This window comes from Blastochloris tepida (genome assembly GCF_003966715.1).
GTDB classification, from domain to species: Bacteria; Pseudomonadota; Alphaproteobacteria; order Rhizobiales; family Xanthobacteraceae; genus Blastochloris; species Blastochloris tepida.
In genome coordinates, this window is record NZ_AP018907.1 from 2,421,446 (window position 1) to 2,444,678 (window position 23,233).

General features: G+C 69.4%; 20 protein-coding genes. 12 read left to right on the top strand and 8 right to left on the bottom strand.

Features of this window, described 5'->3' with window-relative positions; genetic code table 11:
- The first annotated feature begins 102 nt into the window (after positions 1 to 102).
- The 3 genes from galU to BLTE_RS11165 all read left to right on the top strand — a co-directional run bounded on the left by galU (position 103) and on the right by BLTE_RS11165 (position 2,578).
- Positions 103 to 978 carry a UTP--glucose-1-phosphate uridylyltransferase GalU gene (gene galU, locus BLTE_RS11155; protein WP_126400548.1) on the top strand — a complete coding sequence of 292 codons (876 nt, stop codon included), beginning with the start codon at positions 103 to 105 and terminating at the stop codon, positions 976 to 978.
- A gap of 141 nt (positions 979 to 1,119) precedes the next feature.
- Entirely contained in the window at positions 1,120 to 2,121 is a 1,002-nt protein-coding gene (locus BLTE_RS11160; RefSeq protein ID WP_126402163.1) for an SPFH domain-containing protein, read from the top strand.
- 7 nt (positions 2,122 to 2,128) lie between these two features.
- Positions 2,129 to 2,578: an NfeD family protein gene (locus tag BLTE_RS11165; RefSeq protein ID WP_126400551.1), complete on the top strand. Its 450-nt coding sequence runs from the start codon at positions 2,129 to 2,131 to the stop codon at positions 2,576 to 2,578.
- A 60-nt stretch (positions 2,579 to 2,638) separates the two neighbouring features.
- Here BLTE_RS11165 and BLTE_RS11170 read toward each other — a convergent pair whose 3' ends face one another.
- On the bottom strand, positions 2,639 to 3,652 hold the full coding sequence (locus tag BLTE_RS11170) for a KpsF/GutQ family sugar-phosphate isomerase (protein ID WP_126400554.1): 1,014 nt from the start codon (positions 3,650 to 3,652) through the stop codon (positions 2,639 to 2,641).
- A 139-nt stretch (positions 3,653 to 3,791) separates the two neighbouring features.
- Here BLTE_RS11170 and BLTE_RS11175 point away from each other — a divergent pair, with 139 nt between their 5' ends.
- Positions 3,792 to 5,345 (top strand): outer membrane beta-barrel protein, encoded by a 1,554-nt coding sequence (locus BLTE_RS11175; protein ID WP_126400557.1) that lies wholly within the window; start codon positions 3,792 to 3,794, stop codon positions 5,343 to 5,345.
- 515 nt (positions 5,346 to 5,860) lie between these two features.
- Here BLTE_RS11175 and BLTE_RS11180 read toward each other — a convergent pair.
- The 4 genes from BLTE_RS11180 to mnmA form a co-directional block, all read right to left on the bottom strand.
- On the bottom strand, positions 5,861 to 6,115 hold the full coding sequence (locus tag BLTE_RS11180) for a hypothetical protein (protein WP_126400560.1): 255 nt from the start codon (positions 6,113 to 6,115) through the stop codon (positions 5,861 to 5,863).
- 410 nt (positions 6,116 to 6,525) lie between these two features.
- Positions 6,526 to 7,209 (bottom strand): hypothetical protein, encoded by a 684-nt coding sequence (locus tag BLTE_RS11185; protein ID WP_126400562.1) that lies wholly within the window; start codon positions 7,207 to 7,209, stop codon positions 6,526 to 6,528.
- A 310-nt stretch (positions 7,210 to 7,519) separates the two neighbouring features.
- Complete coding sequence (locus BLTE_RS11190; RefSeq protein WP_126400565.1) at positions 7,520 to 8,161, bottom strand: class I SAM-dependent methyltransferase; 642 nt, start codon at positions 8,159 to 8,161, stop codon at positions 7,520 to 7,522.
- A 24-nt stretch (positions 8,162 to 8,185) separates the two neighbouring features.
- Positions 8,186 to 9,367 carry a tRNA 2-thiouridine(34) synthase MnmA gene (gene mnmA / locus BLTE_RS11195; protein WP_126400567.1) on the bottom strand — a complete coding sequence of 394 codons (1,182 nt, stop codon included), beginning with the start codon at positions 9,365 to 9,367 and terminating at the stop codon, positions 8,186 to 8,188.
- A gap of 339 nt (positions 9,368 to 9,706) precedes the next feature.
- Here mnmA and BLTE_RS11200 point away from each other — a divergent pair, with 339 nt between their 5' ends.
- The 7 genes from BLTE_RS11200 to flbD all read left to right on the top strand — a co-directional run bounded on the left by BLTE_RS11200 (position 9,707) and on the right by flbD (position 17,237).
- Positions 9,707 to 11,122 carry a flagellar hook-length control protein FliK gene (locus tag BLTE_RS11200; RefSeq protein ID WP_126400570.1) on the top strand — a complete coding sequence of 472 codons (1,416 nt, stop codon included), beginning with the start codon at positions 9,707 to 9,709 and terminating at the stop codon, positions 11,120 to 11,122.
- A gap of 235 nt (positions 11,123 to 11,357) precedes the next feature.
- A complete protein-coding gene (gene sciP / locus BLTE_RS11205) occupies positions 11,358 to 11,633 on the top strand; it encodes a CtrA inhibitor SciP (protein ID WP_126400572.1) in 276 nt (91 codons plus the stop codon).
- Positions 11,634 to 11,930: 297 nt separating this feature from the next.
- Complete coding sequence (gene fliF / locus BLTE_RS11210; RefSeq protein ID WP_126400575.1) at positions 11,931 to 13,559, top strand: flagellar basal-body MS-ring/collar protein FliF; 1,629 nt, start codon at positions 11,931 to 11,933, stop codon at positions 13,557 to 13,559.
- 76 nt (positions 13,560 to 13,635) lie between these two features.
- Positions 13,636 to 14,745, top strand: coding sequence for a flagellar motor switch protein FliG (gene fliG, locus BLTE_RS11215; RefSeq protein ID WP_244599962.1), 1,110 nt, complete (start codon positions 13,636 to 13,638; stop codon positions 14,743 to 14,745).
- 20 nt (positions 14,746 to 14,765) lie between these two features.
- Positions 14,766 to 15,407: a FliH/SctL family protein gene (locus BLTE_RS11220; protein ID WP_126400578.1), complete on the top strand. Its 642-nt coding sequence runs from the start codon at positions 14,766 to 14,768 to the stop codon at positions 15,405 to 15,407.
- Between the two features lie 2 nt (positions 15,408 to 15,409).
- On the top strand, positions 15,410 to 15,766 hold the full coding sequence (gene fliN / locus BLTE_RS11225; RefSeq protein WP_244600225.1) for a flagellar motor switch protein FliN: 357 nt from the start codon (positions 15,410 to 15,412) through the stop codon (positions 15,764 to 15,766).
- Between the two features lie 85 nt (positions 15,767 to 15,851).
- On the top strand, positions 15,852 to 17,237 hold the full coding sequence (gene flbD, locus BLTE_RS11230) for a sigma-54-dependent transcriptional regulator FlbD (protein ID WP_126400581.1): 1,386 nt from the start codon (positions 15,852 to 15,854) through the stop codon (positions 17,235 to 17,237).
- 27 nt (positions 17,238 to 17,264) lie between these two features.
- Here the strand turns inward: flbD and BLTE_RS11235 are convergent, their stop codons facing one another.
- Positions 17,265 to 18,695: a mannose-1-phosphate guanylyltransferase/mannose-6-phosphate isomerase gene (locus BLTE_RS11235; RefSeq protein WP_244599963.1), complete on the bottom strand. Its 1,431-nt coding sequence runs from the start codon at positions 18,693 to 18,695 to the stop codon at positions 17,265 to 17,267.
- A 219-nt stretch (positions 18,696 to 18,914) separates the two neighbouring features.
- Here BLTE_RS11235 and BLTE_RS11240 point away from each other — a divergent pair, with 219 nt between their 5' ends.
- Positions 18,915 to 20,666, top strand: coding sequence for a DUF2336 domain-containing protein (locus BLTE_RS11240; RefSeq protein WP_160140593.1), 1,752 nt, complete (start codon positions 18,915 to 18,917; stop codon positions 20,664 to 20,666).
- A 259-nt stretch (positions 20,667 to 20,925) separates the two neighbouring features.
- On the opposite strand, the gene BLTE_RS11245 is transcribed toward BLTE_RS11240, so the two are convergent.
- Entirely contained in the window at positions 20,926 to 22,152 is a 1,227-nt protein-coding gene (locus BLTE_RS11245) for an integrase core domain-containing protein (protein WP_244599964.1), read from the bottom strand.
- A 479-nt stretch (positions 22,153 to 22,631) separates the two neighbouring features.
- Complete coding sequence (locus BLTE_RS11250; RefSeq protein WP_126400590.1) at positions 22,632 to 23,204, bottom strand: UbiX family flavin prenyltransferase; 573 nt, start codon at positions 23,202 to 23,204, stop codon at positions 22,632 to 22,634.
- Positions 23,205 to 23,233: the final 29 nt, after the last annotated feature.

The following is a 23,233-nucleotide window of genomic DNA, read 5'->3' on the forward strand; positions in this document are numbered from 1 at the left end:
GCGCGCGTCACCATTTTTCCCATATTTGCCTGAAGATGCCGCTGCTCGCGACGGTCAGGGCGCCACTGCGAGCCGTTCGTCCTTCCGCCCGTCGCGTCCATCATGACCCTTCCGATTCGCAAGGCCGTGTTCCCGGTCGCGGGCCTCGGCACCCGCTTTCTCCCTGCGACCAAGGCGATGCCCAAGGAGATGCTGACCGTCGTCGACCGGCCGGTGATCCAGCACGTCGTCGACGAGGCCCGCGAGGCGGGCGTCGAGCATCTCATATTCGTCACCGGCCGTAACAAGGGCGTGATCGAGGACCATTTCGACCGCCAGTTCGAGCTGGAGGAGACGCTTTCCGACCGCGGCAAGCGCGGCGAACTCGACGCGCTGTCGCGCGACCAGCCGGGCCCCGGCGCCACCAGCTTCACCCGCCAGCAGAGCCCGCTCGGCCTTGGCCACGCCGTGTGGTGCGCGCGCGAGCTGGTCGGCAAGGAGCCGTTCGCGCTGCTGCTGCCGGACATGCTCCACCACGGCCGCGTGCCGTGCCTCAAGGGCATGATCGATGCCTACAGGAAGCAGCCCGGCAATTACGTCGCGGTCTATGAGGTGCCGCAGAGCCAGGCCCACCAATACGGCATCGTCGGCATCGAGGCGGGGAGCGGCCGCGTCGCCAAGATCACCAAGATGATCGAGAAACCGCCGGCCGGCACCGCGCCCTCCAACCTGGCCATTTCCGGCCGCTACATCCTGAGCGCGGAAATCTTCGATCTCCTGGCCAAGCAGAGCCGCGGCGCCGGCGGTGAGATCCAGCTTACCGACGCGATGATCAAGCTGTCCGAGACGCAGCCCTTCTACGCCTACACCTTCGATGGCCGTATCTATGACTGCGGCTCCAAGGTCGGCTTCCTGGTGGCCAACGTCGCCTATGCGCTGGCGCGCGACGACATCGCCCCGGCCTTCCGCCACGAGCTGGCGGCGCTGCTGACGGATTGAACCTCCGGGCCAAGCTGGTCGACAGCACACGGTCGGCAATATCCGGAACGGCGGCATCCTTCGGCTGCTGCCGTTCCGCCTTGCCGGCGTCCCCTGCCCCCGCCAAGATTGCGCACCGCTCACCAGGATCAGCCCATGCCCATGCTCTCCGGCTTCGATCTCTTCGTCCTGATCTTCGTCCTGCTCATCATCCTGACGCTGTTCGCCGGGGTGAAGACGGTGCCGCAAGGCTATGAGTGGACCGTGGTCCGCTTCAACAAGTACACGCGCACGCTGATGCCCGGCCTCAATCTGATCGTGCCGTTCATCGACCGCATCGGCTCCAAGGTGAACATGATGGAGCAGGTGATGGACGTGCCCTCCCAGGAGGTCATCACCAAGGACAATGCCACCGTCACCGTCGACGGCGTGGCGTTCTACCAGGTGTTCGACGCGGCGCGGTCGAGCTACGAGGTCACCAACCTCACCCATGCCATCCTCAACCTCACCACCACCAACATCCGCACGGTGATGGGCTCGATGGACCTCGACCAGCTGCTGTCGCACCGCGACGAGATCAATGAGCGGCTGCTCCGGGTGGTGGATGCAGCGGCGGCGAACTGGGGCGTCAAGGTCAACCGCATCGAGATCAAGGACATCGTGCCGCCGGCCGACCTGGTGCATGCGATGGCCCGCCAGATGAAAGCCGAGCGCGAGAAGCGCGCGCTGGTGCTGGAGGCCGAGGGCCACCGCCAGTCGGAGATCCTGCGGGCCGAAGGGGCGAAGCAGTCGCAGATCCTGGAGGCCGAGGGCCGGCGCGAGGCCGCGTTCCGCGACGCCGAGGCGCGCGAGCGCCTCGCCGAGGCCGAGGCGGTGGCGACCAAGATGGTGTCGGACGCCGTGGCCCAGGGCGACCTCAATGCGCTGAACTACTTCATCGCCGACAAGTACGTGAAGGCCTTGGAGTCGATCGCCTCGGCGCCGAACCAGCGCGTGCTGGTGCTGCCGGTCGAGGCCACCGCCATTCTTGGCTCGCTCGCCGGGGTGTCGGAACTGTTCAAGTCGGCCGAAGCCGCCAAGGAGGCGCGCAAGCCGACACGGCCGACCGGTCCGGCCACCAGCGGCGGCAGCAGCGGCGGCCCGATGGTCGGCCCGATCGGGTGAGGCCGCGATGTCCGCCCTCTCCGCTCTCGGCGTCTGGAGTTGGTTCATCCTCGGCCTGGTTCTGCTCGGCGTCGAGGTGGCGATGCCGGGCTTCTTCATGCTGTGGCTTGGCGCCGCCGCCATCGCCACCGGCCTGATCACGCTCGCCTTCGGGCTTTCCTGGCAGGCCGAGTTCATCGTGTTCGCGGTGGTGGCGGTGGTGGCGCTGGTGGTGTGGCTGCGGCTCGCCAAGCGCTCGACGGAAGCCCCCGCCGACAATCCGTTCCTCAACCGCCGGGCGGCGAGCTATGTCGGCCGCGAGTTCGTGCTGGAGGAGGCGATCGTGCGCGGATCGGGCCGGGTGCGCATCGACGACAGCATCTGGCGCCTCTCGGGCCCCGACCTGCCGGCCGGCGCCAAGGTGCGCATCACCCGCGCCGATGGCGGCCTGCTGCATGTGGAGGCGGCGGCGGGGTGATGAGGCGCCTTCCCTCCCCGACGATGGAGGGAAGCGATCGACCTGCGCGCCAGCATTCCCTTACGTCAACCCGGAGCGCAGGATGTCGTGCAGGTGCAGGATGCCCTCCGGGCGGCCGTCGGTCACCGCGAACAGCGCGGTGATCTTCTTGGCCTCCATCAGCTCCAGCGCCTCGGAGGCGAGCTGGTCGGGGCGCGCGGTCTTGGGCGAGCGGGTCATCACCTGATCGACCGGCCGCACCATCAGGTCCGCCGCCATGTTGCGGCGCAGGTCGCCGTCGGTGACGATGCCCACCAGCCGGCCATCCGCGCCGACGACGCCGACGCAGCCGAAGCCCTTGGCCGACATGGTGACGATCGCCTCGGACATCGGCGTCCCCAGCGCGATTAACGGTATCTCGGAACCTGCGTGCATCAGGTCGCGCACGAACCGCAGATTGGCGCCGAGCTTGCCGCCGGGGTGGAACACCTTGAAATCGAGCGGGGTGAAGCCGCGCGCCTCCAGCAGCGCCACCGCCAGCGCGTCGCCGAGCGCCAACTGCAGCAGCGTCGAGGTGGTGGGCGCCAGCCCCATCGGGCAGGCCTCGGTGACCTTGGGCAGCACCAGCGCCACATCGGCGGCGAGGCCGAGCGTGCTGGCGGGATTGGAGGTAATCGCCACCAGCGGCACACGAAACCGGCGCGAATAATTCACCAGATCGCGCAATTCGGTGGTCTCGCCCGACCAGGACAGGCCCAGAATGACGTCGTCGCGGCCGATCATGCCGAGATCGCCGTGGCTGGCCTCGCCCGGATGGACGAAATGCGCCGGCGTGCCGGTCGAGGCGAGGGTCGAGGCGATCTTGCGGCCGACATGGCCGCTCTTGCCCATGCCGGTGACGATCACCCGCCCGGCCGCCGCCTGCATCACCGCCACCGCCGCCGAGAATGCGGCGCCGAGCGCGCCGTCGAGCGCCTGGGCGAGCGCCGCGAGCCCTGCCGACTCGGTGTCGATCGTGCGCCGGGCGGAAGCGATATGATCCTGAATCACATCGCTTTTTTCTGTGCGCGTCTGGCCGGTCGCCGCTGCCGTCATGCCGACTCGCCTCCTTCCGATCTCAGGGACCGGCATAGCACGCGGCCCGCCCCCTCTCCACACCGCCAGGAAGGGCCCGAAAAGGTTGCGTTAACCGAACCGGTTTTAGGTTTGTTAACCATACCGGAGCCGTCCGTTCGTGCCGCACACCCGTTTCACCCTGCTCTGCTTCGCCGCGCTCGGCGCGCTGGCGGCCGCCTGCGGCCAGCCGCAGGCGCAGGAAGCGCAGGCGGCGCGCGAGCACGCGACGGTGGCGTTGCGGCGCTCGATCGACGACACTCCATCGGTCCAGGCAAGCGTTGCGGCGCCGGATGACACCGTTGCTGCGCCGCCGTCCGGCGCCGGAACCACCGGCTTCGTGGCCGAGGGCACGCGCCGGAAACCCCAGCGGGCGGCCCAGGCGGCCCGTCCCGTGCAGCCGGCCGGCCGGGTACGGCCGGAGCCGAAGCTGAACCGCCGCGCCTTCGACGACACGATCAACGCGGTGACCGCCCGGTCGTCCCAGTTGCGGGCGGCGCGTCTGCAGGCCTGGGGCGATACGCCGGTCGAGCCCACCGAGCCGTTCGACCCGCTGGGCATCCGCGCCGGCAGCTTCCTGCTCAAGCCGTGGTTCGAATCCGGCATCGGCTACGACACCAATCCGCTGGCCGCCAACACCAATCCCAAGCCCTCTCTGTACCAGCAGTTCGCGTCGGGCCTGAGCGCGCAGTCCGACTGGTCGCGCCATGCGCTCGCTGCCGATATCCGGGGCTCCTACACCCAGTACGACACTGTAAGCGGCAACAACCGGCCCGAGGTCGATGCCATCCTGCGCGGCCGCATCGATGTCAGCGATCGTACTCGCTATGCGCTCGAAGGGCACTTCCAGCTCACCACCGAGAGCGCCGGCAACCCGGACGCGCCGACCGACGTGGTGCGTCCGCCGCCGATCGTCACCACCGGCGGCAGCGTCGGGTTCGCCCACCGCTGGAACCGGCTCGATGTGGCCGCCGCCGCCGGGCTCGACCATGTCGTCTACGAGAACGGCGAGCTGCTGAACGGCGAGACGCTCGACCGCTCGGACCGCAATTACGACCAGCCCTCGGTGCGGCTGCGCACCGGCTACGAGCTCAGGCCCGGCGTCACGCCGTTCGTGGCCGCCGAGTTCGACAGCCGCGAGTTCGCCAACGAGATCGACAGCTCCGGCTATCAGCGCGCCTCGACCGGCATGGAGATCCGGGCCGGAACGAGCTTCGAGCTGTCGCGGCTGCTCACCGGCGAGGCGTCGCTGGGGTGGATCGCCCGCAACTATGTCGACCCGCGGCTGGCCGACATTTCCGGCCTCCTGGTCGATGCCTCGCTGGTGTGGGTGGCGAGCGGGCTGACCACCGTGCGCTTCACCGCCGTGACGACCATCAACGAGACGTCGTTCGAGGACACCACCGGCGTGCTGGAGCGCATCCTTGCGCTGCGGATCGACCACGCCTTCCGGCGCTGGCTGATCGGCACAATCCGGCTCGGCTGGGAGTTCGACGACTACGGCCAATCCGGCCGCCGCGACAACCGCTTCGTGGTCGGGGCCCAGGCCAGCGTCAAGCTGGCGCGCGAGCTGTGGCTCACCGGCGAGGTCCGCCAGGAGACGCTGGACTCCAACGAGCCGGTCAACGACTACACGGCGAACATCATGATGGTGGGGCTGAGGCTGCAGCGCTGACCGGAACGTGTCCGGGCCAACCTTGCCCCGCCGCTCCCGGCGGCGCGGCGTTTTCATCGCCGGCGGGTCGGGTTATGCGGGCAAACCGAGACCGGTTCACGCCGATTTCTGGGTTCTGGCTTCGCTGCGCCCCCTCGAAGCCTCCCACCCCCGACCCCTCCCCACCATTCACTGCGTTCATGGGGGGAGGGGAGAAGAGGCGCCCCTTTTCTCCCCTCCCCCCGCGAGCTTCGCGAGCGGTGGGGAGGGGTCGGGGGTGGGGGGCTTTGAGTGCGCGGAACGTCCCGGCGCTCGTCGTCTCTATCCCGCCTCGCCGTCTGCCTCGCCGCGTTTCCGGCCGGTCGCTTCAGGGTTCCCAGCCTCCAACGCATTCTCCGCAAAAGCGGTACCCACTCTTGCGGAGAATGCTCTAAAAATGTCTTTGGAGACAAAGCCCTGGATGGCCGGGACAAGGCCCGGCCAGGACGACGGCGGGTCAGCGGCAAAGGCCGCAGGCATGACCCGTCGAGACGACCCTATCCCCGCCACGGCTCGACGCTGCTGGCGCGGCGGAAGAACCAGACCAGGGCGGCGACGCCGAGCGCCAGGCTGAGGGCCTCCAGGATCCAGGTGCCGATATCGCCAAACCCGAGCCAGCCGGCCATCGCCCAGCCGAAGGCAAGCGCGGCGCCCACGGTTTCTGTGCCGAGCAGGATGGCGGCGCTGACCACGGTGATGAGGTTCGTCCAGTTGATGCGGCCCGAGGCCGGGGCGCTCGCCGTCTGCGACATCCGATGCTCCAACGTCACGTTTGATTTCGGTTCCGGTCGATCGGGCCGGCCCCTCCCCTCTCCCCTTGTGGGAGAGGGTGCCGAGCGATCGAAGATCGCGAGGCGGGTGAGGGGTGATATCGAGCAGCTTGTGAGAAGCCCCCTCACCCGGCTCGATCTCGCTTCGCTTGGTCTCGCCACCCTCTCCCACAAGGGGAGAGGGAAAGAAAGAGCGCGGCGTCCACGTCGCGGCGCGATGCCGCCGGCCGCCCTGCCCGGTTCGGCGGCACTGTGGCCCGCGCCGCCGCCCTGGGCAAGAGCCGCTCGAGCATTCTCCGCAGAAGCGGGGACCGGTTTTGCGAAAGAGAATGCGATAAACCAGAAACTTAGAGCGTCCGATCTGATGCAGTCAGATCGGATCACGCTCCAGATTACGCCCCTGTCGCCCCGGCCGGCTCCCGGCGCGCCCGCCGGTACAGCAGGCAGGCGCCCAGGGCGAAGGCCCCGGCGCCGAGCGCGGTGAGGCTCTGCTCCAGCCAGTGCAGCGACAGGGTCATGGGCTCGATGCGGGCGATGCGCTGCAGCGCGAACACCATGGCCAGATTCACCAGAAACAGCGGGGCGAGCCACACTGCCCGGCGGCGCCAAGTCTCGCGCAGCAGCAGGACGGTGAGCGTGAGATTCGCCACACTGGCCAGCGCCAGCAGCGGCAGGAACCACCCGCGCTCCACCGCGAGACCCCAGTTGCGCAGGGCGGCGATGCCGTAGGCGAGGCCGATCAGCACGAGCGGCACGAGCCAGGGCCGCCGGGGCAGTGCCGCGCTCCGGCGCTGGGCCCGCCACACGGCGAGCGCCAGCAGGCTGAAGCCCGGCGCCATCAGCGGGAACAGGGCACTGGCCAGCCACGGCAACTCCGGGCCGCCCAAAGCGAGGATCAGCTTCCAGGTGGCCTTGCACAGGCCCGCCAGAACCACCAGCGCCGCCCCGGCCAGGGCCATAAGCGCGCTTGACGGCGCGAGAGCGCGGACCAGACGGGCGATGCAGACGAGGGCCAGAGCGGTGAGCAGCACCGGCACGAAATTGAAGAGGGCCAGATCCAGGCCGTACTGGGGCATTGGGACCGCGGGCATGATGGCGAGGCGGGATGCAGACGACGGGCGCCGGGACGTTCCCTTGTTCAACCGGGAAGATGGTCGACACTTTGGACCGGAATGATGGTCGACAGGTCTGGGTTGGAGTTTGCAGTTTGTTCCGCCGCTTCGCGGAGCCCCCACCCACCCCCGACCCCTCCCCACCGCTCGCGAAGCTCGCGGGGGGAGGGGAGAAAAGGGGCGCCTCTTCTCCCCTCCCCCCATGAACGTAGTGAATGGTGGGGAGGGGTCGGGGGTGGGGGGGCTTCAAGGGGTGGGCCGGAGGCCCGCCGGCTCAGCCCGCCTTCTTCAGCCTTACCAGCTTGAAGAAGCCGATGGGGAAGCAGTTCTCGGGCTGCGACACGGTGAAGTCGCCGCGCTTGGCCGCCCAGGCCTGCAGGCGCGAATATTTGAAGGTCGAGCTCCATCCGATCGCCTTCACCAGCGGCGCGATGGCCGCTTCGAGCTGGGCCTGCACGCCGCTGTCGGCGCCGAGCTTGGAGGCGATGACGATCTCTCCGCCCGGCCGCAGCACCCGCGCCGCCTCGTCGAGCGCGCCCTCCGGATCGGGAACAAGCGTGATGACGAAAGGAAAGCCGACGGCATCGAAGCTGCGGTCGGGGAAGCCGAGCCGGCAGGCATCCATGGCGGCAAGCCCGCGCACCTGCGTCAGCTTCTGCCCGGAGACCTTCTCGATCGCCTTCTGCAGCATCGGCTCGGACAGGTCGACCCCCACCACCCGGGCGGTCTGCGGGTAGTAGCGCAGCACCAGCCCGGTGCCGACGCCGACCTCCAGGATGTCGGGCCCGCAGGCCGAGGCGGCCGCCGCAAGCTTGGTCTGCGAGTCGGCGAGCAGTTGCAGATAGAAGCGGTCATAGAAGGCCGCCCATTTGGCATAGGCCCGTTTCTGGCCGGCAAGATCATAGGTGATGGTCACGGGTCGGGTTCCGGTGTTGATCGGTTAAGCGACGGCGGGAGACAGAGTCGGCTTGGCAAGCTCGGTGCGGCAGATCACGCCGCCGCCGAGTACGCGCGCACCCCCGCCGGGGGAGTCGTAGAAGACGCAGGCCTGGCCCGGGGCGATGCCTTCCTCGCCATCGGCGAGCCGCACCTCGGCGCCCTCGGGGCCGTGCGCCAGGACCGCCCGCTGCGGCGGGCGGGTGGAGCGGACCTTGACATGGACGTCCTGCCCGGCGGCCATCGCGGCCTCCAGCGTGCCGTCGCCCAGCCAATTGACCTCGCGCAGCACGATGCGACGCGCCGCCAGCGCCTCGCGCGGCCCCACCACCACGCGCCGCCGGGCGGCATCGAGCGCCACCACATAGAGCGGCTCGCCGGCGGCAAGTCCCCCTGCGAGGCCGAGACCGCGGCGCTGGCCGACCGTGAAGCGCATGATGCCGGCATGGCGGCCGAGCACGCGGCCATCGAGATGGACGATGTCGCCCGGCTCGGCGGCCTCCGGCTTCAGGCGCTCGACCACATCGCTGTAGCGGCCCTGCGGCACGAAGCAGATGTCCTGGCTGTCGTGCTTCTCGGCCACCGGCAGGCCGATGGCGCGGGCGATGGCGCGGGTGTCGGCCTTGCTCAGATCGCCAAGCGGGAAGCGCAGCAGATCGAGCTGCGTCTGGGTGGTGGCATAGAGGAAATAGCTCTGGTCGCGGTCCTCGTCGCGGGCGCGGAACAGGCCGCGCCGGCCGTCCGGCAGGCGGCGGGTGGAGACGTAGTGGCCGGTGACCAGAACGGCGGCGCCGAGATCGCGCGCGGTGGACAGCAGATCGGCGAACTTGATGCGCTGATTGCAGTCGACGCAGGGAATCGGCGTCTCGCCGGCGGCGTAGCTGGCGGCGAAGCGGTCGATCACCGCATCGCGGAACCGCGTCTCGTAATCGAGCACATAATGCGGGATGCCGATGCGCTGGGCCACCTCGCGGGCATCGATGATGTCCTGCCCGGCGCAGCAGGCGCCCTTGCGGTGGGTGGCCGCGCCGTGATCGTAAAGCTGCAGCGTGACGCCGACCACGTCATAGCCGGCGCGCGCCGCCAGCGCGGCGACGACCGACGAATCGACGCCGCCGGACATCGCGACGACGACGCGATGGTCCTGGGGAGCGCCGCCAAGGTCGAGATCGATCGCGTCGATCATGCCGGGCCTTTCGGAAACGGAGGGCAGCGCCGGCCGCAGCCGCCCGCAACCGCCCTCGCGGGGGAAGCCTCGCTTTATTTACAGGAAGCCTCCCGCCGCCGGCAAACGAACTGAGGCCCGGCAGACGGCGCACGCGGCCGGCGCCCGGCAGATTCTGCCGGGTGGGCGGCTTCTGCACGGGGCGCCGGGCCCGATCGCGGACTCGCACCTTTGACATTCCATGCGTTTTTCGCGTCCGCGGCTGGCACGGGCCATGCTTCGGAGCCGGGGAATGGTGTGAGGTGCGTTGTGGCCAGCGTTGCGAGTATTGGTCGTGAAATCCGCCTGACGGCGGCACAGATGATGTCGGCGTCGACCCCCGGCAAATCCGGCGGCTTCGCCGATCTGCTCGACGCCGTTGCCCCGCCCGACCCCGCGACCTCGAACCCGGCGGCGGCGGCCCCGTCCTCCGTCGCATCGAGCCCGGCGGCGCAGCCCAAGCCCGCGCCCCAGCGCGCGCCCCGCAACGACGAACCGCAGGCCGGCGACGACGCCGAAGAGCCGGCCGAGACCGCCGACGCCGCCCCCGAGGAGACGGCGGAGGGTGCCGAGAGCGCGGAGACGGCCGAGGACGTCGGGACCGACGCCGCCGGCACCGGCGCGCCCCCTGCCCCGCCGCCCGAGACGGTGCCGGCGGACACGATCATCCCCCTCGCCGCCCCAGCGCCCGCGCCCCAGGCGGCCGAGACCGGCGCCGCCACCGCGCCGGCCGCCGATGCGGACCTTGTCGCAGCGGCCCCGGCCGCACCGCCGGCCCAACCGGCCGCGCCCATCGCGCCCGATACCGCCGGTCTGCCGGCAGCGAACGGTGCGGACGCGCCGGCACCCGGCCTGACAGCATCCGGCACCGCCGCGCCGGACGCCGCCACGGCGGACGCGGCCCCGCCGCAGGATACGTCGACCGCCGCGCCCGCCCAGCCGAAGGCGCCATCGACCCAGCCGGCCGCGAGCGAGGCGCCCTCCCCGGCCGCCCAGCCCTCAACCCGGGACGCGGCAAAGGACGCGGCGAAGGCCGCACCGGCCGGCGACGGCGGCACGGCGGCTGCCGCCGCCAGCCCGCAGGAGCGCGGCGCCGATCCCTCCAAGCCCGCCGCCAACACGCCGCCGGCCCCGCACGAGGCCTCGGCCGACACTACGAATCCGTCGACTGATCCGGCCCGCCCGGCCGCCGCGAATTCCGCGCAGCCGGCTTCGGCCGCACCGGTGCAGACCGCGCTCGGCCTCGCCCCCGGCCAGTCGATCGCATTGGCCACCGCGCCGGTGACGACCGATGCCGCACGATCCTCGGCGGTGGCGGTGAGCGATGTCGGGGTGGAGATCGTGGCGCGCTCGAAGGCCGGCGACAGCCGCTTCGAGCTGCGGCTCGACCCACCGGAGCTCGGCCGCATCGAGGTGCGTCTCGACGTCGACAAGGATGGCGGCGTGCGCTCGCGCCTGATCGTCGACCGCGCCGACACGCTCGACCTGCTGCAGCGCGACGCGCGGCAATTGGAGAAGGCGCTGCAGGCGGCCGGGCTCGACACCTCCAAGGGCGGGCTGGAATTCACGCTGCGCGACCAGAGCCAGTCGTTCCAGCAGAACGGCGAGCGCGACGGCTGGAAGACCACGGCGAGCGAGACGCTGACGGCGGTCGAGGAGACCGCGCCGGCCGATCCGCGCGCCAGCAGCTATGGCCGGCTGGTCGGGCGCAGCGGCGGGCTCGATATCCGGGTGTGAAGGCTGCGGCTGTGCGTGCAACGCCAGCATCCGCGACCGGCAACGGCGGTGCCGATTTCCGAATCGGCCGTAGCGAATCGTTCACCTTATGATTGGCGGCGGCGGAATGCCTCTGCTGGGCAGCAAAATGGTAAAGGAGATTTAAATCTTTATTTTCCATCCGCTTAGGGAAATGTTCAGGGTTCATCTTTAGCCTCGGGCACAGTCCTTCAGTTGCGTTGGCGTGAGAGTAACGATGTCCGAGCCGCATCGCCCAAGGGTGAAGTATGTCATCGGCCCAGATGGCAGCCCGCTCACCATCGCCGATCTGCCCCCGCCCGATACCAAGCGGTGGGTGATCCGGCGCAAGGCCGAGGTGGTGGCGGCGGTCCGCGGCGGCCTGCTGTCGCTCGAGGAAGCCTGCAGCCGATATACGCTGACCGTCGAGGAATTCCTGGCGTGGCAGATGTCGATCGACCGCCATGGCCTCGCCGGGCTGCGCACCACGCGCATCCAGCAATATCGCGCCTGATCGCCTCGGCGACGACGCGTTCGAGCCTATCTGAAAAGCGCCGGCCCCTCGGGCCGGCGCTTTTCGTTTTGGCGTTCGTTAAACGGTTTCCGGTTGATCCCTTCGGGATACCGGAAACGACCTCGCCGAAAACCCCTTGTTCGATAACGGGGTTTTCGGCGATCGGAATACGGTTCTCCGGCTTGATCAGCCGGAAACCGTATTAACCGGGCGTGGCCGAAATTAACCGAATGTTAGGCCAACACACGGCATTTTTTGCCCACTGACGGGGCGAATGGGCCGCGGCTGGGGGCTGGCGTGAACGGGATCGTCGCACTACTGAACAATCTGGGACCGGCCCGTCTTGGGGCCATGGCGGCCGTGACGGCGGCACTGATCGGATTCTTTGGATTCGTGATCGTGCGGTTCTCGCAGCCGCCGATGGCGACGCTCTACAACGATCTGGCGCTGCAGGATTCGGCCGCCATCGTGAAGGATCTGGAGCGCGCCGGCGTCGCCTACGAGCTGCGCGGCGACGGCTCGACCATCCTGGTGCCGAAGGCCGACGTGGCGCGGCTGCGCATGAAGATGGCCGAGGCCGGCCTGCCGCGCGGCGGCAGCGTCGGCTACGAGATCTTCGACAAGTCCGATTCCCTCGGCACCACCAGCTTCGTCCAGAACATCAACCAGCTTCGCGCGCTCGAAGGCGAGCTGGCGCGCACCATCAGCGCCATCGAGCGCATCCAGCAGGCGCGGGTGCATCTGGTGATCCCGGAGCGCGCGCTGTTCTCGCGCGACAAGCAGGATCCGTCGGCCTCGATCGCGCTGCGGGTCCAGGGCGAGCTCGATCCCGGCCAGATCCGCGCCATCCGCCACCTCGTCGCCTCCGCGGTGCAGGGCCTGAAGCCCGAGCGCGTGTCGATCGTCGACGAGGCCGGCCGCCTGCTCGCCGACGGCGCGGGCGACGACACCATGACCGATCTCGCCAGCGACGAGCGCACCGCCGCCTATGAGCGGCGCATCAAGAAGCAGATCGACGAGATCGTCTCCAGCGTGGTCGGCCACGGCCGGGCCCGCGTGCAGGTGAATGCCGAGTTCGACTTCAACCGCATCACCCAGACCTCCGACAGCTACGACCCGGAAAGCCGGGTGGTGCGCTCCACCCAGACCCGCGAGGAGACGCAGGTCTCCTCCGAAGGCAACGGCCAGGTCTCGGTCGCCAACGAGGTGCCCAATCCCGCCGCCCAGGGCGGCGCTCCACAGGTGCGCGACCAGAGCAAGAAGAGCGAGGAGACCGTCAATTACGAGATCTCCCGCACCACCCGCACCGAGGTGGTGGAAGGCGGGCGCATCAAGCGCGTGTCGGTGGCCGTGGTGGTCGACGGCGCCTATTCCCGCGACGGCGCCGGCAACGTCACCTACACGCCGCGCACCAATGAGGAGCTCGACCGCATCACCGCGCTCGTGCGCTCGGCGATCGGCTTCGACCAGAAGCGCGGCGATCAGGTCGAGGTGGTCAATCTGCGCTTCGCCGAAGGCCCGCCGCCCGGCCTGCCGGCGGACGAGGGCTGGCTGTCGCAGCTCAAGTTCGGCAAGGAAGACATCATGCAGGCGGCCGAGACCGGCGTCTTCGTCTTCCTCACGCTGATCGTGCTGCTGATGGTGGTGCGGCCGATGGTCCGCCGCATCCTCGCCGGCGACGAGGACAAGGCGGCCGCCGCCCTCCCCGCGCTGGAAGCGGCCGGGCAGCTTCCCGAATCCGAATCGCCGCCGCTGTCGCCGAAGGAGCTGGAGGAGAGCGAGACCGCCCGCCGCATCGCCTACGCCAAGATCCAGGGCCAGCTCCACGCCCAGTCGATCGCCAAGGTCGGCGAGCTGGTGGACCAGAACCCGCAGGAGACCGTCGGCATCATTCGCCAGTGGATGCAGCAGGACGCCAAGCCATGAGATCTGCCATGACATCACCTGCCATGACCTCACCCGCAGCGACCTCGTCCGCAAAGACCACTGAAGGCCGGCCGTCATGAGCATCGTCTCGACCATCGCAGGCGCGATGTCGCGCACCGGCAAGCACCCCGAGGCGGAGAGCGCCGCCAAGACCGGTCTGGCAACCGTTTCCGTGCCGCCGCCGCCGCGCCGGCCGCTGACCGGCGTCGAGCGCGCCGCGGTGCTGATGCTGTCGCTCGGCGAAACCCACGGCGCCAACATCTGGAGGCTGCTCGACGACGACGAGATCCGCACGCTGTCGCTCGCCATGTCGACGCTCGGCAACATCCACGCCGAGGAGGTGGAAGGCGTGCTGGTGGAGTTCGTCAGCCGCCTGTCGGCGACCGGCGCGCTGATGGGCAATTTCGATTCGACCGAACGGCTGCTGCAGCAGTTCCTGCCGCCCGACCGCGTGAACCTGATCATGGAGGAGATCCGCGGGCCGGCCGGCCGCAACATGTGGGAGAAGCTCTCCAACGTGCAGGAGCAGGTGCTCGCCAACTACCTCAAGAACGAGTACCCGCAGACCGTCGCCGTCGTGCTGTCCAAGATCCGGTCCGAGCACGCTGCGCGCGTGCTGGCGATCCTGCCCGAGGAGCTCGCGCTCGACGTGGTCAACCGCATGCTGCGCATGGAGTCGGTGCAGAAGGAAGTGCTCGACCGCCTGGAGGAGACGCTGCGCACCGAGTTCATGTCGAACCTGTCGCAGACCACGCGCCGCGACTCGCACGAGCAGATGGCCGACATCTTCAACAATTTCGACCGGCAGACCGAGGCGCGCTTCATCACCGCGCTGGAGGAGAACAATCGCGAGAGCGCCGAGCGCATCAAGACGCTGATGTTCACTTTCGACGATCTGGTGAAGCTCGACACCGGCTCGGCCCAGACGCTGATCCGTCAGGTCGACAAGGACCGGCTCGCCATCGCCCTCAAGGGCTCGAACGAGACGGTGCGCGACTTCTTCCTCAAGAACATGTCCACCCGCGCCGCCAAGATGCTGGCCGACGACATGCAGGCGATGGGCCCGGTGCGGCTGAAGGACGTCGACGAGGCCCAGGCGATGATGGTCAATCTTGCCAAGGACCTCGCCGCCAAGGGCGAGATCACCATCTCCAAGAACCGCGGCGACGACGAGCTGGTCTATTGAGCGGCAGGGTGGAGGCGAACGTGGCGGCAGCCAAGGCACGATTCCTGTTCGACACCGATTTCGGCGCACCGAAGCGCGAGGCCGAGGTTCGCGTGCCGCAGGCCGACCACGAGGCGGCGCTGGCCGAGGCCGAGGCGCGCGGCTATGCGCGCGGACGCGACGAGGCGACGGCCGAGCGGGTGGCCGAGGCCGAACACCTCGTGGCGCTCGGGCTCGAACGGGTCGCCGGCGAGGTCGAACGCCTGCTCGCGACGCTCGCCGCCATCGAGGTGCGGCTTGAGCGCGAAGCCGTCGATGTCGCGGTGGCGGTGGCCCGCAAGCTGGCCGAAGGCCTGATCGCGCGCGAGCCGCTGGCCGAGCTGACCGCACTGATGACCGAGTGCTTCGGCGAGCTGCGCTCCACGCCGCATGTGGTGGTGCGCGTCAATGACGCGCTGCTGGCGCCGCTCAAGGAACGGCTCGACCGCGTCGCCGCCGACGCCGGCTTCGCCGGCCGTCTCGTCATCCTGGCCGAGCCGACGATCGCCGTCGGCGACGGCCGCATCGAATGGGCCGATGGCGGCATCGTGCGCGACAGCGCCGCGCTGCGCGCCAAGGTCGACGATCTCGTTCAGCGCTTCATTGGCGCCCGCGCCGCGGGCCGTGCCGGAGGACAGTCCTGATGGTGGGCGACAACGACAAGATGCCTCTTCCCAATCTGGAGACCGACCTGCAGCTCGTCACCTCCGACGACGCCGGCGCGATCGCGCCGGAGCCGACCGAGGCCGGCGCGCGCACCGCGGACGATCTCGAAGCGGTGTTCGACGTTCCGGTCCAGGTGTCGGCGGTGCTGGGGCGCACCCGCATGAATGTCGGCGACATTCTCAAGCTCGGCCCCGGCACCGTGCTCGAACTCGACCGCAAGGTCGGCGAGGCCATCGACATCTTCGTCAACAACCGTCTGGTGGCGCGCGGCGAGGTGGTGCTGGTCGAGGACAAGCTCGGCATCACCATGACGGAAATCATCAAGGCCGACCGCTGACGCGAACCGGCCGGCATCTGTCTGACACGCGCGGCCACGCCAGGGAGCAGCGACGCTCGGACACCGCTGAAAGGAAACCTCCGCCATGCGCCTTCTCATCGTCGGATCGCTCAAGGGTCAGCTCAACGCCGCAACCAAGATCGTGATGGATCGCGGCGCGTCGGTCACCCATGCGCTCGACAGCGAGCAGGCGCTGAAGGTGCTGCGCGCCGGCAAGGGCGCCGACCTGCTGATGGCCGACGTCGCCATCGACATCGGCGATCTCATCGCGCGGCTGGAGCAGGAACACATCGTCATTCCGGTGGTGGCCTGCGGCGTCGATGCCGATGCGCGCACCGCGGTTGCCGCCATTCATGCCGGCGCCAAGGAATACATCCCGCTGCCGCCCGATCCGGACATGATCGCGGCGGTGCTGGCGGCGGTGGCCGACGACCGCTGCGAGCTGATCTATCGCGACGAGGCGATGGCCCGCGTCGTCGAGCTGGCGACGCGCGTCGCCGCCTCCAACGCCTCGATCCTGATCACCGGCGAAAGCGGCACCGGCAAGGAGGTGATCGCCCGCCACGTGCACCGCCGCTCGCCGCGCTCGGCCAAGCCGTTCATCTCGATCAATTGCGCGGCCATCCCCGATGCGCTGCTGGAGTCGGAGCTGTTCGGCCACGAGAAGGGCGCCTTCACCGGCGCGGTGGCGCGGCGCGTCGGCAAGTTCGAGGAGGCCGACGGCGGCACGCTACTGCTCGACGAGATCTCCGAGATGGATGCGCGCCTGCAGGCCAAGCTGCTGCGCGCGCTGCAGGAGCGCGTCATCGACCGCGTCGGCGGCACCCGCCCGGTCGCCGTCGATATCCGCGTGATCGCCACCTCCAACCGCAATCTGGCGGAGGAGGTGCGCAAGGGCACCTTCCGCGAGGACCTGCTCTACCGGCTCAATGTGGTGAACCTGAAGGTGCCGCCGCTGCGCGAGCGCCCGGCCGACATCATCGAGCTTGCCAACCATTTCGCCCGGCGCTTCGCCCAATCGAACGGCCTGCCGGAGCGGCCGCTGTCGGCCGAGGCGCGGCGCGAGCTCCTGGCGGCGCGGTGGCCGGGCAATGTGCGCGAGCTCGAAAACACCATGCACCGCGCGGTGCTGCTGGCGGTGGACAGCGAGATCGGCGTCGATGCCATCCGCAATCCGGAGGGCGGCCGGCTCGGCGCCCAGGGCGGCAGCGTCAGCAGCGGCCCGGCGGCGCAGGCGGCCATGGCGGCGGAGGCCGCGACGCGGGTGCTGGTAGGTCAGACCGTCGAGGCGGTGGAGCGCCAGCTCATTCTCGACACGCTCGGCCACTGCCTGGGCAACCGCACCCACGCGGCCAACATCCTCGGCATCTCGATCCGCACGTTGCGCAACAAGCTCGCCCAGTACAGCCAGGAGGGCTACGCCGTGCCGCCGCCCTATCAGGGCGAGCCGCGGGCGGTGCCGGGGTTCTGAGCGGCAGGCGGCGGGCCGCCGGGGACGTCACCCCTCGGCGGTGTCGTAGCGCGTCACGTCGTCCTCGCCGAGATAGCTGCCGGTCTGCACCTCGATGACCTCGAGCGGAATGCGCCCGGGATTGGCGAGGCGGTGCACCGTGCCGGCCGGGATGAAGGCCGACTGGTTCTCGTGCAGCACGCTGTCCTGGCCGTCGATGGTGATCCTGGCGACGCCGCTGACCACCACCCAGTGCTCGGCGCGGTGCAGGTGCATCTGCATCGACAGCGCGGCGCCCGGCCGCAGCACGATGCGGCGCACCTGGAACCGCTCGCCCTGGTCGAGCAGGTCGAGAATGCCCCACGGCTTGTAGAGGCGGCGGTGCTGGTGGGCCTCCACCCGGCCGGCATCGGCAAGCCGGTTGACGAGCGTGCGCACGTCGTCGGCATGGTGGATGTCGGCGACCAGCACGGCGTCGGGCGTGGTGGCGACCACGACGTCCTTGACGCCGATCAGCGCCGTGAGGCGGCCGGCGGCGTGCACCACGCAGTTGCGCGAATCCAGCAGCGCCACATCGCCCGAGACGGCGTTGCCGTCCTTGTCGCGGGCCGAGGCGGCGAGGATCGAGTCCCACGAGCCGATGTCGGCCCAGCGGAAATTGCCCTCCAGCACCACGGCGGTCTTGGTGCGCTCCAGCACCGCATACGAGATCGAGATGCGGGGCGCCTCGGCGAACGCCTCATGGCCGAGCCGCAGGAAGCCGAGATCGTCCTCGGCGCTGGTCACCGAATCCTCGGCCGCCGCCAGCAGCTTGGGGGCCAGATGCAGCAGCTCGCCGCGCATCACCTCGGTGCGGAACACCAGATTGCCGCAGTTCCACAGATAGCCTTCGCCGATATAGCGGGCGGCGCTCGCCGCATCCGGCTTCTCGATGAAGGCGGTGGCCTTGAACGCGCCCGGCTCGTTCAGCGGCTCGCCGCAGCGGATATAGCCATAGTTCGTCTTGGGCTCGCTCGGCTTGATGCCGAAGGTGACGATGTGCCCCTCGATCGCCGCCTCGCGCGCCGAGCGCACCGCGCCCTTGAAGGTCTCGATGTCCTGCTCGGGGATGACGTGGTCGGCCGCCACCATCATCACCACCGCGTTGGGGTCGCGCCGCTCGGCGATGAGCATGCCGGCGGCCACCGCCGGGGCGGTGTCGCGCCGCTCGGGCTCCAGCACGATGGTGGCCTTGAGCCCCATCTGTTCGGTCTGCTCGCGCACGAAGAAGCGGAACGCCTCGTGGGTCATCACGATCGGCGGCTCGAACAGCTCCGGATCGGACACCCGGGCCAGCGCCTGCTGGAAGGTCGAGCGGTTGCCCACCAGCGGCAGGAACTGCTTGGGCATGCCATCGCGCGAGACCGGCCACAGCCGCGTCCCGGAACCGCCGGCAAGAATGAGGGGAACGATACGCGGAATGGCTTGGGACGGGAACACGGCATGCATCCCGAATTGGTGGCGTCGACGAGAAGTAGACCCTGGCGCCGGGCGGCGCAACGGCCCTGACCGATTTTCCGGCCGGGGCGGCCCCTTTTACCATCCGCTTACCATAAAGGGGGTTTTTGTTGCCCGTTACGGCAGGTTTTGTCGGTTTGAAAGCGGTTTCCCGCGATGATCCGACACGAATCCGGGGCCGTGATTATTGCGGGATTTACCATGCCGGTCAGCGAGGCGGCACGCGCCGAACCGCCCGAGGACGATGGGGCCGAGGGAAGCTGCGCCGGCATGGCGCATCTCTCGGCATCGATCGATATTGCGGCAACCATGGCCGCCCGCAATGCCGACGACCTCGGCAAGGCGTCGGGGGCGCTCGGAGTCTGCCTCGAAACCCTCGAATACATGATGGTGCTGTCGACCAGCATCTCCAACGTGCTGGACGAGGTCGCCGCCTCCGAGCTCGCCCGCGCCGACCTGGAGCATCATTTCGAGCAGATCGTCCGCATCATCGGCGCGTTCGCCTCGCTCACCGGAACGGTCGCGCGCGACATCGCCGGCGACGCCACCATGCCGATGCAGGCGCAGGGCTGGGCCGAGAAGGTGAACCTGCTGCTGGAGCGCGCGCGCCAGACCACCGACGACATCTCGCCCGCTTTGGCCCAGGTGACCGAGCAGGTGCGCCAAGTGGCCGGCGGGCTCGACCGCTCGCGCGAGGTCGCCGAGCGCAGCGTGCGCAAGGCGAAGTCGGCGCACGGCTTCATCTCCTCGCTGCGCGACCAGTTCGACCGCAACGGCCGCCACATGCGCGACCTCGCCACGACGCTGAACCGCAGCCTGAGCCAGATCGGCGCCAAGGCGGAGCAGGTGGCGCACACGCCGCCGCAGGTCCGGCGCGGCAGCGTGTTCGCCCATACGGTGATCGACGATGTGGCGGACGCCACCATGTCGGACCTCGAACGGGTGGCGATGTCGGTCACCGATCTGTTCGTGTCGTCCTCCGACAAGCTCGACACCGGTCATGTCGACGTGTTCGGCACGCTGCTGTCGCGGCTGGCCAATGATCTGGCCACCGCCGCGCGCCGACGGCTGTCCGAGCGCCTCGCGCCCATTCCCAACGCCCCGCACGTGGTGGTGGCCAATCTGGCGATGGACCACGACATCGCGGTGGCGCGCCCGGTGCTGGTGCTGTCGGAGGCGCTCGACGATGCCGACCTCGTGCGCGTCGCCCGTGAGCGCGGCGAGGACCACATGATGGCGATCGCCGCCCGCGCCACCCTGTCGGAGGCGGTCACCGACACGCTGGTCGACCGCGGCAGCAGCCGCGTCGTCCGCGTCGTCGCCGCCAATGAGGGCGCGCGCTTCTCGGGCCGCGGCTACGCCGCTTTGCTGGAACACGCGCGCACCGATGCGGTGCTGGCCACCACGCTGCGGGCGCGCCAGGATCTGCCGCCCGCCGCGTTCGAGAAGCTGCTGGCCCAGGCCGCCGCCGTCGCCGCCCGCGACATCGACGCCGGCAGCGACGACGTGCGCGCCGCCGTCGACGAGATCGCCCATCGCGCCGCCGAGGAGATCGAACTGCGCACCCGCGCCTTCCAGGCGGTGCGCGGCGAGGTCCACACGCTTGCGCTGTCCGGCAAGCTCGACGAGTCGGTGGTGACGCAGTTCGTCAATGAGGGCCGCCACGACCACGTGCTGGCGGCGATCGCCGAGCTGTGCAGCGTGCCCGACGACGTGGTGCTGCGCTTTGCGCAATCGAACGGGCTCGACCTGCTGCTGATCGTCGCCAAGGCCGCCCATCTCGGCTGGCCGACGGTGCAGGCGGCGCTGCGCGCGCGCATCGGCGGCGCCGAGCTGAGCGCCAAGGACATCGGTGCCGCGAAGGAGAAGTACCAGCGGCTGATCCCGGCCACCTGCGAGCGCGTCGTCGGCTTCTGGAAGAGCCGCAACGGCGGCGTGCCGGGCGGGAAATAATACCAACGGCCGCGAAAGCGGACCGTTGGTTCCGGTCGCGGATTTTCGCGAAATCTTTGATTTCCCGAGAGAAAATCCGCGAGAGTCAACGACCCCACGCGTCAGCGTCTGGGGCCGTTGGCATAACGCCTTCTCTGCGGACGTGGGAACCGGTTCTGCGGAGAACGCTCTGGAGGCTGGGAAACCTGAAGCGACCGGCTGGAAACACGGCGAGGCGGGATGGAGACGACGCGCGCCGGGACGTTCCGCGCACTCGTGTTCAACCGGGAAGATGGTCGACAGTTTGGACCGGGAGGATGGTCGACAGGTCTGGGTTGGGGTTTGCGGTTTGTTCCGCCGGTTCGCGGAGCCCCGGACGGGGCGGAGCGAAGCGGCGGAACAAACCGCGGCGATCGATCAGGCCGACGTCGTGCGCGCAGAAGCGCACCACATGGTCGCCCGTCTCGAGCTCCTCGAGGCCGAGCAGCTCGCCCGCGAAGGCTTCGCCGATGAAGACGTGCTCGCCCTTCCACTTGATGTCGCCGGCCGGCCGCACCCGGCGCACCTGATGATCGGCGTCGTACCAGGGGTCCTCGACGGTCTCCGGCATCGCCCGCGGGGATGCGACGTAGAGATCGGCCGGGGGATGCTGCGCGATTGCCTCGTGCGGTCGCTCCTCGTTGTAGTGCCGGCGGAACGCATCGAAGCGCGCCTGCTGCTCGGCCGCCGTCGCCGCCGCGGGATCCGTCGTCTGCTCCTTCAGCGTCCGGTGCATGCGCTCGTGCCGGCCGTTCTCCTGCGGCGAAGCCGGCCGAATGAAATGCGGCTCGATGCCGAGCTTGAGCCACCACACCGACAGCCGCGTCAGTCCGCCCGCACCGGTCGAGCCGAACGGCGGCCCGTTGTCGCAGCGGATCGCCTTCGGCAGGCCGTGCTCGCGGAACGCCTGCGCGAACACCGGCCGAACCCCCGCCGTGGTCGGTGGCGCCACCCGCACCTCGATCAGGAACCGCGTGACCCCGTCGGTCAGCGTCAAAGGATCGATCCGGCGCCCGTCCCGCGTGCGGAACCAGCCCTTGAAATCCGCACTCCACTCGTCGTTCGGCGCCACCGCCGCGACGAACGAGCGAGCCTGGTCGATCGGACGCCGCCGCCGCTTCACCGGCGCGACCAGCCCGGCCGCCTTCACGATGTCGCCGATCGTCGAGGCCGCCGGCCACGTCACCTCGGGAACGTCCCGCTGCAACCGCGCCAGAAGCTTGCGCGGCCCGAAATACGGAAACCGCCGCCGAAGCCGCACGATCTCCGCCGCCAGCGCCGCCGGGGTGCGGTGCGGACACCGCAGCGGCGCGTGCGACCGCTCCACGAACCAGTCCGCAGCCCCGCTCGCCCGCCGCGCCCGCCACGCATAGAACGTATCCCGGCTCACCTCGTAGCGCCGGCAGAGCTCCGATACGCTCCATGCCCCTGTGTCGTAATCCGACAGCATCCGGATCCGCTGCTCCATCCGACAGGTCTCCAAGAATGGCATCGAAGGTCCTCCCTCCAATGCAACGTGACCTGTCGACCATCTGCCCGGTCTGAACTGTCAGGACTCTACCCGGTCCGTACCCTCGAAGCCCCCCACCCCCGACCCCTCCCCACCGCTCGCGAAGCTCGCGGGGGGAGGGGAGAAAAGGGGCGCCTCTTCTCCCCTCCCCCCATGAACGCAGTGAATGGTGGGGAGGGGTCGGGGGTGGGGGGCTTCGCGGGGCGCGCGGCGAAGCCGGAAAGCAGAAATTGGCCGGAAGCCGTCTCGGTTTGCCGCCGGAAACCCGACACGTCGACGATGAAAATGCCTCGCTGCCGGGAGCCGTTGCGGTGGGATTGGCGCACACACTTTCTGTTCAGAGCGTCCGCTCAGACTGCATCAGATCGGACGCTCTAAGTTTCTGGTTTGTCGCATTTTCTTTCGCACAACCGGTATCCACTTGTGCGGAAAATGCTCTAGCCCAAACCCTGCCATTCCGGCGCGAGGCCGGCGTCGATATCGAACAGCCGGAGGATGCGCCCCACCGTGTGGTCGATGATGTCGTCGACCGTCTTCGGCCTTGTGTAGAAGGCCGGCACCGGCGGGGCGATGATCGCGCCGGCCTCGGCGAGGCTGGCGAGATGGCGCAGATGCAGCGCGTGCAGCGGCGTCTCGCGCACCGCCAGCACCAGCCGCCGCCGCTCCTTCAGCGCGACGTCGGCGGCCCGCGTCAGCAGGCTGGAGGTCACGCCGGCAGCGATCTCCGACATGGTGCGGATCGAGCACGGCACCACCGCCATGCCGAGCGTCGGGAACGAGCCGGAGGCGATCGAGGCGCCGACATCGGCGGGCTCATGCACGCGGTCGGCGAGTTGGCGCACCGCATCCGGCGTCAGGTCGGTCTCCTGGGCGATGGTGAGCTCGGCCGCCCGCGACACCACGAGATGGACCTCGACATCGAGCGGCTGCAGCACCTGCAGCAGGCGAATGCCGAGCATGGCGCCGGATGCCCCGGAAATGCCGACCACGAGACGCTTTCGAGATGCCATGCTTCCGCCCGCTGTTGAGCCCTGCGACG

Coding starts and splice junctions, on each gene's coding strand:
- sciP (WP_126400572.1), top strand. CDS start 11,358: ATGTCCGAGCCGCATCGCCCAAGGGTGAAGTATGTCATCGGCCCAGAT.
- galU (WP_126400548.1), top strand. CDS start 103: ATGACCCTTCCGATTCGCAAGGCCGTGTTCCCGGTCGCGGGCCTCGGC.
- flbD (WP_126400581.1), top strand. CDS start 15,852: ATGCGCCTTCTCATCGTCGGATCGCTCAAGGGTCAGCTCAACGCCGCA.
- fliG (WP_244599962.1), top strand. CDS start 13,636: ATGAGCATCGTCTCGACCATCGCAGGCGCGATGTCGCGCACCGGCAAG.
- mnmA (WP_126400567.1), bottom strand. CDS start 9,367: ATGATCGACGCGATCGATCTCGACCTTGGCGGCGCTCCCCAGGACCAT.
- BLTE_RS11200 (WP_126400570.1), top strand. CDS start 9,707: ATGATGTCGGCGTCGACCCCCGGCAAATCCGGCGGCTTCGCCGATCTG.
- BLTE_RS11170 (WP_126400554.1), bottom strand. CDS start 3,652: ATGACGGCAGCGGCGACCGGCCAGACGCGCACAGAAAAAAGCGATGTG.
- BLTE_RS11245 (WP_244599964.1), bottom strand. CDS start 22,152: ATGGAGCAGCGGATCCGGATGCTGTCGGATTACGACACAGGGGCATGG.
- BLTE_RS11160 (WP_126402163.1), top strand. CDS start 1,120: ATGCTCTCCGGCTTCGATCTCTTCGTCCTGATCTTCGTCCTGCTCATC.
- BLTE_RS11180 (WP_126400560.1), bottom strand. CDS start 6,115: ATGTCGCAGACGGCGAGCGCCCCGGCCTCGGGCCGCATCAACTGGACG.
- BLTE_RS11250 (WP_126400590.1), bottom strand. CDS start 23,204: ATGGCATCTCGAAAGCGTCTCGTGGTCGGCATTTCCGGGGCATCCGGC.
- BLTE_RS11240 (WP_160140593.1), top strand. CDS start 18,915: ATGCCGGTCAGCGAGGCGGCACGCGCCGAACCGCCCGAGGACGATGGG.
- BLTE_RS11165 (WP_126400551.1), top strand. CDS start 2,129: ATGTCCGCCCTCTCCGCTCTCGGCGTCTGGAGTTGGTTCATCCTCGGC.
- BLTE_RS11185 (WP_126400562.1), bottom strand. CDS start 7,209: ATGCCCCAGTACGGCCTGGATCTGGCCCTCTTCAATTTCGTGCCGGTG.